The sequence below is a fragment of the Clostridium sp. DFI.5.61 genome (assembly GCF_024462915.1).
GTDB classification, from domain to species: domain Bacteria; phylum Bacillota; class Clostridia; order Oscillospirales; family Oscillospiraceae; genus Lawsonibacter; species Lawsonibacter asaccharolyticus.
In genome coordinates, this window is record NZ_JANGBZ010000031.1 from 18,242 (window position 1) to 32,111 (window position 13,870).

The window sequence follows — 13,870 nt, forward strand, 5'->3', positions numbered from 1 at the left end:
AGGATCAGTTTCGATGATAAGAGATCGTCCGGAGCCTCGGCTCCGGACGGTCTCTTATATCAAGCTGGCCATTGGCTGAGCCGGAGGTTATGAGGGGCCCTCCCCGGGGATGCGGCGGGAAACGGCCGGCGCCCATACAACGGACTTTTGGACGGCCCTGCATACCATCTGGAAAGGCGGAAGCGCCCCGCTGTCAAAGGACAGCGGGGCGCCTTTTTGAGCTTACAGGACTTTGGAGAGGAAGAGCTGGGTGCGGGGGTGCTTAGGATTGGAGAAGAAGGCCTGGGGCTGCTCCTGCTCCAGGATCTTTCCGCCATCCATGAAGAGCACCCGGCTGCCCACCTCCCGGGCGAAGCCCATCTCATGGGTGACCACCACCATGGTCATTCCCTCATCGGCCAGCTGCTTCATGACCTCCAGCACCTCACCTACCATCTCCGGGTCCAGGGCGGAGGTGGGCTCGTCAAAAAGCATCACCTTGGGCTTCATGGCCAGGGCACGGACGATGGCGATGCGCTGCTTCTGCCCGCCGGAGAGCTGGGCGGGGTAGGAGTCCGCCTTGTCCTCCAGTCCCACCCGGCGCAGCAGGGTGGTGGCGGTGTCGTCGGCCTCGGCCTGGGTCAAGAGCTTGGTGCGCACCGGGGCGAGGGTGATGTTTTTTCGGATGGTCATGTTGGGGAACAGGTTGAAATGCTGGAACACCATCCCCATCTGCTGGCGGATCTGGTCGATCTTCGCCTTGGGATCGGTGATCTCTGTGCCGTTGAAGGTAATGGTCCCCTTGGTGGGGGTCTCCAACAGGTTGAGACAGCGCAGGAAGGTGGACTTGCCGGAGCCGGAGGGGCCGATGATGACCACCTTCTCCCCCACCTGGATGGACTCGGTGATGTCGTCCAGCACCAGGTGGTCGCCAAAGGACTTGCTCAGATTTTTAACGTCGATCACTTTGACGCAGCCTCCTTTCCAGTTTGCCCAGAAGCCAGGTGAAGATCATGACCAGAACAAGATACATGCAGGCGATGCCGATCAGAGGGAACATTGCCTCGTAAGTACGGCCCATGATGCCCTGAGCGGCGTGGAGCAGCTCCTTGCCGCCGATGACCGTGATCAAAGAGGTATCTTTGAGCAGGATGATGAACTCGTTGCCCAGGGCGGGGAGGATGGCCTTGATGGCCTGTGGGATAACGATGAAGCGCATGGTATCAAAGTAATTCAGCCCCAGGGAGCGGCCCGCCTCCATCTGACCGCCGTCCACCGCCATCAGCCCGCCGCGGATGATCTCCGCCACATAAGCTCCGGAGTTGATGCCCAGGCCCAGGATTCCAATTTGGGTGAAATTGCGGCTGCTGACGAATACCACGGAGCTCCAAATCAGCAGCTGGACCATCATGGGGGTGCCGCGGATGACGGTGACGTACACCTTGCATACCCCGTTGAACAGGCCGAGGACCGGGTTCCTGCGGCGGTCGGCGCGCTGCTGGTCGTGGGCGGTGCGCACCAGAGCCACCAGGATCCCCAGGACTACGCCCAGGACCAGGGCCAGAGCAGTGGCGGTGAGGGTGGTCCCGATCCCGTCCAGATACTGTTTCCAGCGGTCCGCCTCAATAAAGGCCATATAGAACTTCACATAAAATTCCTGCCACCAGGCGACGGCGTCTGCAACAGCCGGGTCAGCGGAGAGCATCATCCCGCGCCATAGCTCATAATAGTAGGCCAGGTCCATTGTTCTACCCCTCTCTATGTCTTCGTAAGAAAAAGGGCGGCCAGGGGCCGCCCTTTCTTGATCTGGCGTGCGGACGATCAGCCCTCCGCGGGGATGTACTTCTCAATGATGGACTGAATGGTCCCGTCGGCGGTGAGCTCGGCCAGCGCGCCGTTCACGGCATCCACCAGAGCGGTGTTGCCCTTGGCCACGCCGATGGCGTAGTCCTCGTTGGCATACTCGGTGTCCAGAATGACCAGGCCGGGGTTGGCGGCCACGAACTCCTGGGCAGGGGCCTTGTCGATGACCACGGCGTCCACCTTGCCGTTGAGCAGGTCCTGCACGGCCACGATGCCGTCGTCATAGGCGATCACATGGTCCTCGCCGTAGTCGTCGGTGCAGTAGATGTTGCCGGTGGTGGCCCGCTGGGTGCCGATGAGCTGCTCGCCCAGGTTGTCCAGGGTGACGTCGGAGCCCTCGGGCACGATGACGACCTGGATGCCGGTGGCGTAGCTGTCAGAGAAGTCCATGACCAGCAGGCGGTCCTCGGTGACGGACAGGCCGGCCATGCAGATGTCGCTCTTACCCTGCTGGACCGCCAGCTGGGCGGCGTCGAAGTCCATGTCGTCAATGACCAGCTCCAGTCCCAGCTTGTCAGCGATGGCGCCGGCGATCTCGGCGTCGATGCCCACCACATTGCCGCTGTCGTCGGTCATCTCATAGGGAGGGAAGGCGGCGTTGGTGGACATGATGAGCTTGCCGGCCTCCACGGTGGTCAGCTCGGCGGGGGTGCTGGTGCTGCCGGTGCTGGAGCCGGCGTCCCCGGCGGAAGAGGACACGCCGGAGGAAGCGGCGGGGGCGGAGGAAGCGGAGCCGCTTCCGGAGCCGCCGCAGGCGGCCAGGCTCAGGGCCATGGCCAGGGACAAGGTCAAAGCAAGAAACTTTTTCATTCAAACAGATCTCCTTTATTTTGGTGCCCCGGCAAGCCAGGGCGATACCCTGAGTATAAACCACTATTCTATGCATAGTCAATAGATAAATATGCGAATTTGAGAAAAATAAGGCCGTCTTTTTGGTGAAAAAGCGAATACCAGAAAAGAACGCACCGGCAGGAGGAGAAAACTGAGAAGCAGGCCGCGGACGGGGAGGCGGCCCCCTGACAAATATTCATACAAAAGCGTATATTTGAATAGCAGAAAAAGGGTGGAACTTTTTTCCCTTTTCTTCGTCTATTTCAGAGGATACCCTGGAAAAGGATGCAGAGTTCATTAAAATTTGATGAAGGCTATTGCAATTTTTCGGGGACGCGCTATCCTATAAAAATACGGCATATTTGGTCTGCCGTTTTTGGAGGATAAACATGAGAGCGCTTTTCTGCAAAGATACCCTGCTGCGTCCTTTCCGAAGCATGCGGGGGGACCCGGACCGGTGGATCTCCCGTCTGGTGTTCCTGCTGGGGCCGTGGGCGGCCCTCTGGATGGTGGAGATCCTGAATGAGAACGATGTGTTCCAGGATCTGGCGGCCTGGCAGGTGCTGATGAACATGATCTGGTATTACCTGCTGTTCGCCCTGTGCCGGCTGATCCTGGGGCGGCGGCGGCGATCTGCGGCGGTGGCGGTCACCCTGTGCTTCCTGGTGGGGCTGCTCAACCACTATATCCTGCGCTTCCGGGGGCGCATCCTGTTCCCTGCGGATGTGGCGGGCTGGCGGACCGCGGCCAACGTGGCCAGCGACTTCGACTACTCGCTGGACCACTACATCGTCCAGGCGGCCGTTCTGCTGGTGGCCTACCTCTTCCTGGTCTGGGCCTGCCCGGCCCAGCGGCGGCGGGACCGGATGCCCCGGCTGGCCGGAGCCCTGCTGATCCTGTTCGGCGCGGGTTACAGCTTCGCCTTCTTCTGCACCGGGATGCTGCCCGCCCTGGGCATCTACACCCAGCAGTGGGTCACCCAGGCCAACGGCTTCCTGCTGAACTTCACGGTAGCCATGCGGTACAGCTCGGTGGACAAGCCGGAGGATTACAGCCGGGACCGGGTGCTGGAGCTGGCGGAGGAGTACCCGGCGGTAGAGGCGGACGGCTCCGTCACCCGGCCGGTGAACATCATCGCCATCATGAACGAGTCCTTCGCGGACCTGACCATTTTTGAGGGGCTGGAGCTGGAGGAGGACCCCACTCCCTTCCTCCACTCCATGACCGAGAACACCATCAAGGGCTGGATGTACTCCCCGGTCACCGGCGGCGGCACGGCCAGTGTGGAGTTTGAGTACCTCACCGGCTTCTCCACTCTCTTCCAGCCGCCGCACACGGTGGCCTATCAGCTGTATGTGGAGGAGGGCATGCCCTCCCTGGCAGCCCTGGCTGGGAGCCAGGGCTATGAGACGACCGCTTTCCACCCCTATCTGTCCTCCGGCTGGAACCGGCCCATCGCCTACCAGTGCCTCAGCTTTGACCACCAGCTGTATCAGGAGGACGTGGAGGACCCCTATCTGATCCGCCGCTATATCTCGGACAGATCGGACTACGAGACCATCTTTGACGTGACCGGGACCACCTCTCCCGCCTTTGTCTTCAATGTGACCATGCAGAACCACAGCGGATATGCCCAGGGATGGAACAACCTGACCAAGACCATCCGGCTGTCCACCCAGCTGCGCACGGCGGACAGCAGTGCCGAGCAGTATATCGCACTGGCCCAGGCCAGCGACGACGCGCTGGAGGAACTGATCGGCTATTACAGCCAGGTGGAGGAGCCCACCCTGATCGTCTTTTTCGGGGATCACCAGCCGCCCCTGAAAAATGCCTTCTACGAGGAGCTCTACGGGAAAAAGCTGTCGGAGCGCACCACGGCGGAGGTGCTGCAGCAGTACGCCGTCCCCTTCTTCTTATGGGCCAACTACGACATCCCGGAGCAGAGCGGCGTGATCCTCAGCCCCAACTATCTGGGGGTGCTCACCGCTCAGACGGCCGGCCTGCCCCTGACGGGCTACATGAACTTCCTGGCCCAGATGTACCAGGAGCTGCCGGTGATCACGCCGGTGGGCCTGATCACCGCGGACGGCCAGACGCTGACGGAGTCGGAGCTGAACGAGGAGCAGCAGGAATGGCTGTGGAAGTATGAAACGTTCAACTACTGCGGCATGATCGACCTGTTTGACGAGGCGCGGCCCTTCTTCTGCCCGCCGCAGGACAGGGAGCAGAACGGATAGATGCGGTGTGAAAAAGGCGGGAACATCTGAAATGATGTTCCCGCCTTTTTACTGATTCAGCCATCGTTCTCTTTACGACGATCCTTCAAAAATAAATGCACACGCCGGGTGCAGTATTGCGTTCTCATGACACAGTTTGATCGAACATGACCGCATCCGCTAAGTCTTGATTGGCATTTGATAGTTCTGGGTCTGCAATAGATACCGGAGCATCACGCTTCACGATCTCTGCTCCTGTGAAATCCCATCCGCCGCCAGGAGCGGCTTCGTTTGTATTCACCATGACTTCCATATCATGATACGTGAATCTTAACCAGCCCTCTCCAGTTATTACCTCTGGCCCCAACAAGTACTCATAGTCGTCCACACCGATCCAGGAAAAGAAATCTTCAAAGGACATGTCATCTTCCATGTCTGGAAAGAGTATGCTTGCGGTGGTGACAAAACCGGCGCATTTCAGCTGGTCTTCACATTCGTTCATAGCCTTTTCAGCATCACCGCTCTGTGTTCCAAAAAAGTAGTAAAGATATTCCGCCTCGGGGTCCCCAAAACATATAGCAGCGCTATCCGGAGATCCATCTAATCTTACAATCAATTCGCCTTCAGGATGCTCTTTTTTTAATTCACTCAGTGTTTTTCCAATGTCATGAAAAAATTCAGGCGTTTGGCCGCTGGGGGCCGCAGGCGCGCAGGCAGAAAATGTGAATGATACAAGCAGACACATTATGATTGCAATGGCTGGGTTTCGCTTCATATTGGCCTCCGCTTTGTGATATGATACTTTTATGGTCTAATATGGTCTTGCAGAAAAGAAATGAATTGATCTTTATTACCTGAGACCATGTCTTTCTTTTGCAAAATAGTTACCTGTTCATTCCATGTCAAAAGAAATAAATCTTTTGTTTCATATATAAAATTAAAATCAGAATATGGAACTGTCTGCTGGTCTGCAATTTTCATTCCGCCTTGCGTGAACTGAACACGAACAGGGGGAGGAGTCTCTAAACCCTTCAAAAGTTTTACTGCGGCTTGATTAAAACGCTCGCTTTGTAGCTTTTGGGCTTTACTGCTCCATAGAGTAAACACACCGAGCAAAAGGCCCAAAATACCCGCAAATAAAGGGACTGCCAATTCTTGCGGCTCCATTAATCCCGGGATAAGCAAAAATGCTCCCATAATGATAAGTAAAATACCATATACCCTGTATCGCAAGCGCCGTCTTTTTAAAACAATTTCAGAAACTTTTTTTGAGTTAAAATGATCGGTGATTTTCCACATCTTCGGGTATTTTTCTCTTGAGATGGATTCAGTCCTTTTTTCTAATGCACAACTGACTTGTGGAACAAGAGATGCTCCATCATATGGAGAGAGCTGAAATTCATAATCCATAGCAGTTTCCCTTTGAAATGAAATATTGTGAGTGAAATATAGCATAGAACAGCGAAAAGGGCAAGGGCGGGAGTTGGCAGAGCGGAAAGCACAGCAGGAACAAGAAAAGTCAAAACAGGACTAAAGCACAAGGCGGGAATATCTATAACGATGCTCCCGCCTTTTTATTAACTCTCGTTAGATGCTTTTTTTCCAAATAGAACAAAAATATATGGAGGCAATATCCAGTTGATTACAGCAGAAATCCAAACATTTTGAGTAACTTGGAATAGCAGGCTTGAAATAAGACTATCCCACTCTGTTAACTCGGCAAAATAAAAAGAAAACATTCCTTGCATTTTATAAGCAATTAAGCCAAATACAATATTGAGTACAACCAAAACAGACGCAGAGCAAAAAAGTTCTTTGTGAGTCATTTTACGAAAAAAGAAAAATCCACCAATTGCAACAACAATTATAAATAGCACAATATTAAGAATTAACCGTCGTGTACTATCTGTAGATATTGACCCGTCTGGCAATGTTACTATTGTCCATCTTACCAAAAAACGAACTTCCAGTTGAAAGCATATCCAACTTGCAACTATACAATATAGAGGAATTTTCCACCATGATTTTCTCATATAACACACCACCTTTATTCAGTTTATATAATTATATATGGATTTCATAAAAAAGGCAAGGGCAGGAAAACCAATCCTGCCCTTGTCCATCAAAGCACATTTTCAATAGAAATGATAAATCCGAACTACATTACCCACTTGGATAATGCAGTTCGGATTATCATTGTTTGGTCCGAGTGCTGAGATTCGAACTCAGGGCCTCTTGAACCCCATTCAAGCGCGATACCAAACTTCGCCACACCCGGAAAGCCGCGGTCCGAAGTGAACTCACCGGACAGCTTTTGTATATTACCACACCTGTCAAAATAATGCAAGCCCTTTTTGAAAAAAACTTGAAAAATTTTTGGCGGGCGTCTCCGGGGGCGGGAGAGGGCCGATTGGGTCAGTCCTCAAAGGAGAAGATATCCTCCACAGTGCACCCAAAGACATGGGCGATGTCCATGGCCAGCTTCAGGGAGGGGTTGTAGTGTCCATTTTCCAGGTGGCCGATGGTCTCCCGCCGCACGCCCACCCGCTGGGCCAGCTCCTCCTGGCTGAGCCGGTCCCGGAGGCGGAGCTCCCGGATCTTGGTGCGCAGGCTCATGCGCAGTCCCTGCTTTCCTTCCACTCCAGCCAGGTGTGGAACAGGCAGAAGAAGATCAGGGAGAGGGCGAAGCTGAGGCCCAGGGCCTGGGGCATGGGACTGGAGCCGGGCTCCAGGAGGTAAAAGAGGAGCAGCAGCGGAGCCAGGAGCACGCACTCAGCCAGGAAGGCGCTGGTGGCCGCCCGGCGCAGGGTGAGCAGGAAGAGCTCGTCCGGGTTGACCCACAGGTAGCGCAGAAAGACCAAAAAGCCGAGAAAGCCGAGAAAATCCGCGTCCCCGGTGGGGAAATAGATCAGGGCGGCCAGGGCGGGGAGTGAGAGCAGGGACAGATAGTTGAACGGGTGCCGCATAGAGAGGCTCCTTTCTGAGATGAGAGATATTTCTCACATGTTGTGAGTGAAATATATCACATCCCTGGAGAGATGTCAAGAGAGATGTGCGAAAAATATCACACAAAAAGGAGGAATAGGCGGGGGCCTGTCCTCATAGGATGAGTCAAACGGAGGTGGACAGGCTGATGACGCAGAGAGAATCCGGCGTGGAGCAGGCGGCGCGGGTCCTGCCCCTGCGCCTGCGGAGCGGGGTGATGTCCCTGCCGGAGGACCGGCGGAGCCAGATCGAGGAGCTGCGGCTGCGGGTGGGGCTCCCTATGGCGGCAGTGCTGCCGGAGGGGGAGAGGGCACTGGCCGGGCCCCCCGTGACCCAGCAGGAGCTGGAGCAGCTGCTGGAACTGGCCAGCCGGGCCTCTGTCCACGCCGTGCTGGACCAGCTCAGCCGGGGGTACCTGACCGTCCAGGGGGGACACCGGGTGGGGCTGTGCGGCACGGTGGCCCTGGAGGACGGGGCAGTGCGGACCATCCGGAAGCTGTCCTCCGCTGCGGTGCGGGTGGCGCGGCAGTTCCCCGGGGCGGCGGAGGAGGTGCTGCCGTCGCTGTTAGAGAGCGGGCGGCTGGAGAGCGCCCTGATCCTGGCCCCTCCGGGGCTGGGCAAGACCACCCTCCTGCGGGATCTGGTGCGGGCCGTCTCCGCCGGGGAGGGGGCGCCTCCCCGGCGGGTGGGGGTGGCCGACGAGCGGGGGGAGATCGCGGCGCTGTTCGACGGGGTCCCCCAGCTGGACGTGGGCCCCCGCACCGATGTGATGGAGGGGTGTCCCAAGGCGTGGGGGCTGATGACCCTGCTTCGGGGGATGAACCCCCAGGTGCTGGCGGTGGACGAGATCACCGCGCCGGAGGACGTGGCGGCGCTGGTGTCCGCGGCGGGCTGCGGCGTGACACTGCTGGCCACCGCCCACGGGGCGGGACGGGAGGACCTGTCCCGGCGGAAGCTGTACCGGGGGCTGCTGGAGGAGGGAGTCTTCCGGCGGCTGGTCCGCATCCGCAGGGAGGCGGGCCGGAGGATCTATGAAGTGGAGGTGCTGGAATGATCCGGATGCTTGGCGCGGTCTGCCTGGCGGCGGGCCCGGTCTGGCTGGGAATGAGCGCTGCGGCGGAGCTGGCCCACCGGGAGCGGGCCCTGGGGGCCCTGTGCGCCGGACTGGAGCTGATGGAGCGGGAGCTGGCCCTGCGGCTGACCCCGCTGCCCCAGCTGATGGAGGAGCTGGCTCACCGGACGGAGGAGCCCGCCCGGCGCCTGTTCTCCGCCTGCCGGCGGGCGCTGGACGGACTGGAGCGGGAGACCTTTGCCCACGCCTGGCGGCGGCTCACCGACCAGCTTCCCGTCTCACCGGAGGCGAAGCGGGCCCTGTACCCCCTGGGGGAGGTGCTGGGGCGCTATGACGGGCGGGGACAGCAGGCGGCCATCGCCGGGGCCCGGCGGGAGCTGGAGGGACTGCGGGCCCGGGCCGGGGAGGAGCGTCTCCGGCTGGGAAAGGTGTACGGGGCCCTGGGGGTGACAGCGGGGGCCTTTCTGGTCATCCTCCTTTTGTAAAAAGTGGAGAATCTGCCGCCGGCCCGGAGTTCCGACGGAAAAAACCGGGACAAGTCGGTACAGTTACTGAGGAGCGGAAAAGAGGGATCTGACGTTGGATGTGGATTTGATTTTTAAGATCGCGGCCATCGGCATCCTGGTCGCGGTGCTCAACCAGGTGCTGAGCCGGGCCGGGAGGGACGAGCAGGCCATGATGACCACCCTGGCGGGGCTGGTGGTGGTGCTGATGATGGTGGTGCAGGAGATCGCCCAGCTGTTCACCATGGTCAAGACCCTGTTCCACCTGTAATGGAGGGGATCATGCAGATCGCCGCTCTGGCGGTGACAGCAGTGCTGTGCGCCGCAGTGATCCGGCGGGGCGCGCCGGAGGCGGCGCTGGTGCTGGTGCTGGCGGCGGGGTGCTGGATGCTGATGCTGGCCGCCGGCGCCCTGGGTTCGGTGGTGGAGGCCATCGGCCGACTGGCCGGGCGGGCGGGGCTGGACAGCACCCTGGTGGAGCCGGTGCTGAAAACGGCGGCCATCTCCATCCTGACCAAGGTGACGGGGGAGGTGTGCCGGGCCGCCGGGGAGGGGGGCGCAGCGGCCTTTGTGGAGGTGGCCGGGACCATCCTGGCCCTGGCGGTGGCCCTCCCGCTGGCGGAGGGAGTGCTGACGATGATGGCGGAGTTGCTGGGATGAAACAGGTTTTGACAGTGGTGGCGGTGATGCTCCTGCTGGCGATGCCCTGCAGGGCGGCGGGGGAGCCGGAGCAGGTGGAGGGGCTGGACGAGCTGTGGCAGGCGGCGGAATCCTACGGCGTGGAGCCGGACGGGGATTTGAGCGGCGGCCTGTCCGGCCTGGCGGAACAGGCCCTGGGACAGGCGGGGGAGCTGCTGCGCCGCAGCGCCCAGACCGGGCTGAAGCTGCTGGCGGTGGCGGTGTTCTGCGGTCTGGCGGAGGGGGTGTACGCCGGAAAGCGGGAGGGGGGCCTCCAGGCGGTGCAGATGGCAGGCGCCCTGGCGGTGACCGCCCTGTCGGTGAGCGACATGCAGACCATGATCGGTCTGGGGCGGCAGACCATAGAGCAGATGGACGGCTTTGCCGGGCTGCTGCTGCCGGTGGTGGCGGTGCTGACCGCAGCCACCGGAGCGGCCACCGGGGCGGCGGTGCGGCAGGGGGCCACCGTGCTGTTCTCCGACCTGCTCATCGGAGCCATCGACACCCTGCTGGTGCCCATCGTCTACGCCTATGTGGCGGTGTGCGCCGCCCACGCGGCGGTGGGGAACGAGGGGCTGAAAAAGCTGGCGTCGGTGCTGAAATGGGTGGTCACATCCCTGCTCACCGCCGTCCTGCTGGCCTTTGTGGGCTATCTCACCGCCAGCGGGGCCATCGCCGGCTCGGCCGACGCCGCCGCGATCAAGACAGCCAAAATGGCCATCTCTCGGGCCGTCCCGGTGGTAGGAGGCATCCTGGCCGACGCGGCGGAGACCGTGCTGGTGGGGGCCGGCGTGCTGCGGGGGACGGTGGGGATCGTGGGGATGCTGGGGGTCCTGGCCATCTGCCTGATCCCCTTCCTTCAGCTGGCATTTCACTACCTCACCTATAAGCTGGCGGCGGCGCTGATCGGGACGGTGTCTGACAAGCGGCTGTCCGACCTTCTGGACAGTATCGGCGGGGCCTTCGGCATCGTGCTGGGCATGACCGGAGCCTGCGCCCTGATGCTGCTGGTCAGTCTGGCCTCGGCGGTAAAGGCGGTGACGCCATGATGGATGCGGCCCGGGAGTGGCTGCTGGGAGTGACGGCAGCGGCCATCCTGGCAGCCCTGGCCGAAGGGCTGATGCAGGAGGGCGGACCCAAGCGGGTGGGGCGGCTGGTGTGCGGACTGGTGCTGCTGGCGGCGGTGTTCCGTCCGGCGGCGGAACTCACCCTGCCGGCGGAGGGCGGGCTGTCCGGGTATTCGGCACAGATCGAGGAACAGGCGGACCGGCTGAGGACAGATACAAATGACTGGATGAAGCTGGTCATAGAGGAGCAGTGTGCCGCATATGTTATGGACAAGGCGGCGGAGCTTGGGATCACCTGTCAGGTCCGGGTGACCTGCACCCAGGAAGCGGCGGGGGTGTTCCTCCCCTGGAGGTGCAGCGTGACGGGGGACCTGGCCCAGGAAGAACAGGAACAGCTTGTCCGGGAGATCCAGAGTGATCTGGACATCCCGGCGCAGCGGCAGGAATACATAAGGGAGGAGTCGCCGTGAAAGAGATCTGGCCCCAGCTGCGGGAGCGTTGGAAGGGGGCGCTGAAACGGTATCAGTATGTACTGCTGGTGATGGCGGCGGGGGTGCTGCTGATGATGCTGCCCATAGGTCCGTCCGGGGGGAGCGAGGAGGCCCAGGGCCCGCCGGAGGGGGAAGGTCAGTTCGACCTGGAGTTGTTTGAGGAGAAGCTGTCTCAGGTGCTCTCCGATATCCAGGGGGCGGGAAAGACCCGGGTGGTGCTGACCCTGAAGAGCGGCAGCCGCCAGATCCTAGCCCAGAACGTGGAGCGGGACGGGGAGCGATCCTCCGCCTCCGCCGTCACGGTGGGACAGGGGGCGGGGACGGAGGGGGTGGTGCCCCTCTACACTCTGACGCCCCAGTTTCAGGGGGCGCTGGTGGTCTGTCCCGGCGGGGGCGACCCGGCGGTCCAGCTGCGGCTGCTGGAGGCGGTCTCGGCCCTCACCGGCCTGGGTAGCGACCGCATCTCCATCTGTGAAGGAAATTAAAATTTTGAATTTGAGGAGGACATGGGTATGAAGACAAAGGGAAAGGGCGTGAGCCTGTCTCAGCTCTGGAAGCGGAACGCGGTGGTGGCCGCCATCGCCTTGTTCGTGTGCGCGGCGGTCTATCTGAACTGGAACTACGAGCAGGAGACGGCGGCGGGAAAGACCCTGGGGGAGTCCACCATGGTGGACGGACAGACGGAGGACCCGCTGGTGGGGGCCTCCGGCACTGCCGGACAGGAGGACCCGACAGCGGGCACGGGTGAGGCGGGGCAGACGTCCTCCTCCTCCAACAGCTACTTCGCCACTGCCCGCCTTAACCGCCAGCAGGCCCGGGACAGCGCCCTGACCCTGCTCCAAGAGGCGGCTGCCGGGGAGGATGCAGACCAGACCATGAAGGACCAGGCCAACGACACCATCCAGGCCATGGCGGACTACACCGTCACCGAGGCCCAGATCGAGAACCTGGTAGTAGCCAAGGGCTATACGGACTGCGTGGCCTTCATCGGGGACGAGAGCGTCAGCCTGGCGGTGGCCGCGCCGGAGGGCGGCATCACGGAGGCGGACACCGCCCGCATCGTGGATATCGTCACAGAGGTGGCCGGCTTCACCGCCAGCCAGATCAAGATCATTGAGGTGGAGTAGAGACGCGCGGGAAAACAGGATAAGAAAGAAGAGGGGAGCGCTGCTCCCCTCTTCTTTCTTATCTGATTTCTGCTGGGTGAGATGTCTCTATAGATCTCGCTATGTGTTGATTGAAGCAGAGAGACATGATAAAATAAGAAAAATTTGTTTTTCATCCCGCGTATTGCAGCATAATCGAAAGAATAAGAAATTTAATTTGTGAGAGAGGGTAGATCTGATGCTTTACAAATCAGTTGTCGTGGAATGTTCTACCGGTACAGAAGACCTGGCAAAGGCTATCGAAAAAAAGGCGGAAGAAATGATGAAGAAGGGCACATATAAATTGGCAGCCATGTCGACAGTCGGAACAGATCAAGCCATTCTGATATTTGAAATTTAGAGTATTGCCCATGAAATTTTCAAATTTATTGAGCAGCAGCTATCTGTGGACATATCTTCTTCCGTGATTTTGATGGTGGGAGGTCATTTATATCCAAAACCACTTCAAAAGGCAAAAGGGACTTTTTGAGGTTTCAGTTGTCAAAGCGCCTCTGCTGTGGTACAATAGTGAACAAGATCTCCGCAGACGCGGAAACTGTGACGTGAAGGAGCGTGACCATCCGTGAGTGAGAATAGAGAGTACGTCTCCCGCTCTGACGAGCTGGGCAATATCCATATTTCCGGGGAGGTCCTGGCCAGCATCGCTGCCGCCGCCGCTTTGGAGGTGGAGGGAGTCAGCGGGCTGAGTGCCAACCTGGGCAGCGACATCGCGGAGCTGCTGAGCAACAAGAAGAACCTGACCAAGGGAGTCCATATCCAGGTGGAGGACGAGCAGGTCACGGTGGAACTGGCGGTGCTGATGTCCTATGGACACACCATCCCCGAGGTGGGACGGGCCGTGCAGGACGCGGTGAAGAGCAGCGTGGAGTCCATGACCGGCCTGACGGTGGCCGCAGTCAACGTGGGCGTGGGCGGGATCACCCTGGAGAAAAAGGAGCAGCAGACCGGCTGATTTCTGCGGCCGCAGCTGAAAATGGAACAGAAGCGGGGGGGGGGGGGCGGGGGCCGCGCCGCCCGGC

19 protein-coding genes and 1 tRNA gene are annotated in these 13,870 nt (G+C 59.7%); 11 read left to right on the forward strand and 9 right to left on the reverse strand.

Annotated elements, in window-relative coordinates:
* Window positions 1-222: 222 nt before the first annotated feature.
* The 3 genes from NE584_RS13240 to NE584_RS13250 form a co-directional block, all read right to left on the reverse strand.
* The gene (locus NE584_RS13240) at window positions 223-945 is read right to left on the reverse strand and encodes an amino acid ABC transporter ATP-binding protein (protein WP_050624525.1); all 723 of its coding nucleotides are present in this window, start codon (window positions 943-945) and stop codon (window positions 223-225) included.
* A complete protein-coding gene (locus NE584_RS13245) occupies window positions 932-1,717 on the reverse strand; it encodes an amino acid ABC transporter permease (RefSeq protein ID WP_082203667.1) in 786 nt (261 codons plus the stop codon). Before NE584_RS13245 ends, NE584_RS13240 begins: the two co-directional genes overlap by 14 nt.
* 83 nt (window positions 1,718-1,800) lie before the next feature.
* On the reverse strand, window positions 1,801-2,652 hold the full coding sequence (locus tag NE584_RS13250) for an ABC transporter substrate-binding protein (protein ID WP_050624526.1): 852 nt from the start codon (window positions 2,650-2,652) through the stop codon (window positions 1,801-1,803).
* A 410-nt stretch (window positions 2,653-3,062) separates the two neighbouring features.
* Here NE584_RS13250 and NE584_RS13255 point away from each other — a divergent pair, with 410 nt between their 5' ends.
* Window positions 3,063-4,910, forward strand: coding sequence for an LTA synthase family protein (locus tag NE584_RS13255; protein WP_050624527.1), 1,848 nt, complete (start codon window positions 3,063-3,065; stop codon window positions 4,908-4,910).
* Window positions 4,911-5,034: 124 nt separating this feature from the next.
* Here NE584_RS13255 and NE584_RS13260 read toward each other — a convergent pair whose 3' ends face one another.
* The 6 genes from NE584_RS13260 to NE584_RS13285 form a co-directional block, all read right to left on the reverse strand.
* Window positions 5,035-5,664, reverse strand: a complete 630-nt coding sequence (locus NE584_RS13260) for a hypothetical protein (protein WP_108981419.1) — start codon at window positions 5,662-5,664, stop codon at window positions 5,035-5,037.
* Between the two features lie 29 nt (window positions 5,665-5,693).
* Window positions 5,694-6,299 (reverse strand): YcxB family protein, encoded by a 606-nt coding sequence (locus NE584_RS13265; RefSeq protein WP_256183009.1) that lies wholly within the window; start codon window positions 6,297-6,299, stop codon window positions 5,694-5,696.
* Window positions 6,300-6,466: 167 nt separating this feature from the next.
* On the reverse strand, window positions 6,467-6,922 hold the full coding sequence (locus NE584_RS13270; protein ID WP_256183010.1) for a hypothetical protein: 456 nt from the start codon (window positions 6,920-6,922) through the stop codon (window positions 6,467-6,469).
* 168 nt (window positions 6,923-7,090) lie between these two features.
* Window positions 7,091-7,167, reverse strand: a tRNA-Pro gene (locus NE584_RS13275).
* A 137-nt stretch (window positions 7,168-7,304) separates the two neighbouring features.
* Window positions 7,305-7,505: a helix-turn-helix transcriptional regulator gene (locus NE584_RS13280; RefSeq protein ID WP_108981417.1), complete on the reverse strand. Its 201-nt coding sequence runs from the start codon at window positions 7,503-7,505 to the stop codon at window positions 7,305-7,307.
* Window positions 7,502-7,855 (reverse strand): hypothetical protein, encoded by a 354-nt coding sequence (locus tag NE584_RS13285; RefSeq protein ID WP_050624532.1) that lies wholly within the window; start codon window positions 7,853-7,855, stop codon window positions 7,502-7,504. Before NE584_RS13285 ends, NE584_RS13280 begins: the two co-directional genes overlap by 4 nt.
* A 167-nt stretch (window positions 7,856-8,022) precedes the next feature.
* Here NE584_RS13285 and NE584_RS13290 point away from each other — a divergent pair, with 167 nt between their 5' ends.
* From NE584_RS13290 to NE584_RS13335, 10 genes are all read left to right on the forward strand, one after another.
* Window positions 8,023-8,928, forward strand: coding sequence for a stage III sporulation protein AB (locus tag NE584_RS13290; RefSeq protein ID WP_256183011.1), 906 nt, complete (start codon window positions 8,023-8,025; stop codon window positions 8,926-8,928).
* Window positions 8,925-9,431 (forward strand): stage III sporulation protein AB, encoded by a 507-nt coding sequence (locus NE584_RS13295; RefSeq protein ID WP_050624533.1) that lies wholly within the window; start codon window positions 8,925-8,927, stop codon window positions 9,429-9,431. Before NE584_RS13290 ends, NE584_RS13295 begins: the two co-directional genes overlap by 4 nt.
* Window positions 9,432-9,525: 94 nt before the next feature.
* Complete coding sequence (gene spoIIIAC, locus NE584_RS13300) at window positions 9,526-9,720, forward strand: stage III sporulation protein AC (RefSeq protein WP_050624534.1); 195 nt, start codon at window positions 9,526-9,528, stop codon at window positions 9,718-9,720.
* 11 nt (window positions 9,721-9,731) lie between these two features.
* Window positions 9,732-10,109 carry a SpoIIIAC/SpoIIIAD family protein gene (locus tag NE584_RS13305; RefSeq protein ID WP_242850337.1) on the forward strand — a complete coding sequence of 126 codons (378 nt, stop codon included), beginning with the start codon at window positions 9,732-9,734 and terminating at the stop codon, window positions 10,107-10,109.
* Entirely contained in the window at window positions 10,106-11,176 is a 1,071-nt protein-coding gene (locus NE584_RS13310) for a stage III sporulation protein AE (RefSeq protein ID WP_050624536.1), read from the forward strand. Before NE584_RS13305 ends, NE584_RS13310 begins: the two co-directional genes overlap by 4 nt.
* Window positions 11,173-11,664, forward strand: coding sequence for a stage III sporulation protein AF (locus NE584_RS13315; RefSeq protein WP_256183012.1), 492 nt, complete (start codon window positions 11,173-11,175; stop codon window positions 11,662-11,664). Before NE584_RS13310 ends, NE584_RS13315 begins: the two co-directional genes overlap by 4 nt.
* Window positions 11,661-12,170: a stage III sporulation protein AG gene (locus NE584_RS13320; RefSeq protein WP_256183013.1), complete on the forward strand. Its 510-nt coding sequence runs from the start codon at window positions 11,661-11,663 to the stop codon at window positions 12,168-12,170. Before NE584_RS13315 ends, NE584_RS13320 begins: the two co-directional genes overlap by 4 nt.
* A gap of 27 nt (window positions 12,171-12,197) precedes the next feature.
* Window positions 12,198-12,812 (forward strand): SpoIIIAH-like family protein, encoded by a 615-nt coding sequence (locus tag NE584_RS13325; RefSeq protein WP_256183014.1) that lies wholly within the window; start codon window positions 12,198-12,200, stop codon window positions 12,810-12,812.
* A gap of 217 nt (window positions 12,813-13,029) precedes the next feature.
* Window positions 13,030-13,191 (forward strand): hypothetical protein, encoded by a 162-nt coding sequence (locus NE584_RS13330; protein WP_256183015.1) that lies wholly within the window; start codon window positions 13,030-13,032, stop codon window positions 13,189-13,191.
* A gap of 222 nt (window positions 13,192-13,413) precedes the next feature.
* The gene (locus NE584_RS13335) at window positions 13,414-13,803 is read left to right on the forward strand and encodes an Asp23/Gls24 family envelope stress response protein (RefSeq protein WP_050624540.1); all 390 of its coding nucleotides are present in this window, start codon (window positions 13,414-13,416) and stop codon (window positions 13,801-13,803) included.
* Window positions 13,804-13,870 lie beyond the last annotated feature (67 nt).

Coding starts and splice junctions, on each gene's coding strand:
- NE584_RS13250 (WP_050624526.1), bottom strand. CDS start 2,652: ATGAAAAAGTTTCTTGCTTTGACCTTGTCCCTGGCCATGGCCCTGAGC.
- NE584_RS13255 (WP_050624527.1), top strand. CDS start 3,063: ATGAGAGCGCTTTTCTGCAAAGATACCCTGCTGCGTCCTTTCCGAAGC.
- NE584_RS13260 (WP_108981419.1), bottom strand. CDS start 5,664: ATGAAGCGAAACCCAGCCATTGCAATCATAATGTGTCTGCTTGTATCA.
- NE584_RS13265 (WP_256183009.1), bottom strand. CDS start 6,299: ATGGATTATGAATTTCAGCTCTCTCCATATGATGGAGCATCTCTTGTT.
- NE584_RS13270 (WP_256183010.1), bottom strand. CDS start 6,922: ATGAGAAAATCATGGTGGAAAATTCCTCTATATTGTATAGTTGCAAGT.
- NE584_RS13280 (WP_108981417.1), bottom strand. CDS start 7,505: ATGAGCCTGCGCACCAAGATCCGGGAGCTCCGCCTCCGGGACCGGCTC.
- NE584_RS13285 (WP_050624532.1), bottom strand. CDS start 7,855: ATGCGGCACCCGTTCAACTATCTGTCCCTGCTCTCACTCCCCGCCCTG.
- NE584_RS13290 (WP_256183011.1), top strand. CDS start 8,023: ATGACGCAGAGAGAATCCGGCGTGGAGCAGGCGGCGCGGGTCCTGCCC.
- NE584_RS13295 (WP_050624533.1), top strand. CDS start 8,925: ATGATCCGGATGCTTGGCGCGGTCTGCCTGGCGGCGGGCCCGGTCTGG.
- NE584_RS13305 (WP_242850337.1), top strand. CDS start 9,732: ATGCAGATCGCCGCTCTGGCGGTGACAGCAGTGCTGTGCGCCGCAGTG.
- NE584_RS13310 (WP_050624536.1), top strand. CDS start 10,106: ATGAAACAGGTTTTGACAGTGGTGGCGGTGATGCTCCTGCTGGCGATG.
- NE584_RS13315 (WP_256183012.1), top strand. CDS start 11,173: ATGATGGATGCGGCCCGGGAGTGGCTGCTGGGAGTGACGGCAGCGGCC.
- NE584_RS13325 (WP_256183014.1), top strand. CDS start 12,198: ATGAAGACAAAGGGAAAGGGCGTGAGCCTGTCTCAGCTCTGGAAGCGG.
- NE584_RS13330 (WP_256183015.1), top strand. CDS start 13,030: ATGCTTTACAAATCAGTTGTCGTGGAATGTTCTACCGGTACAGAAGAC.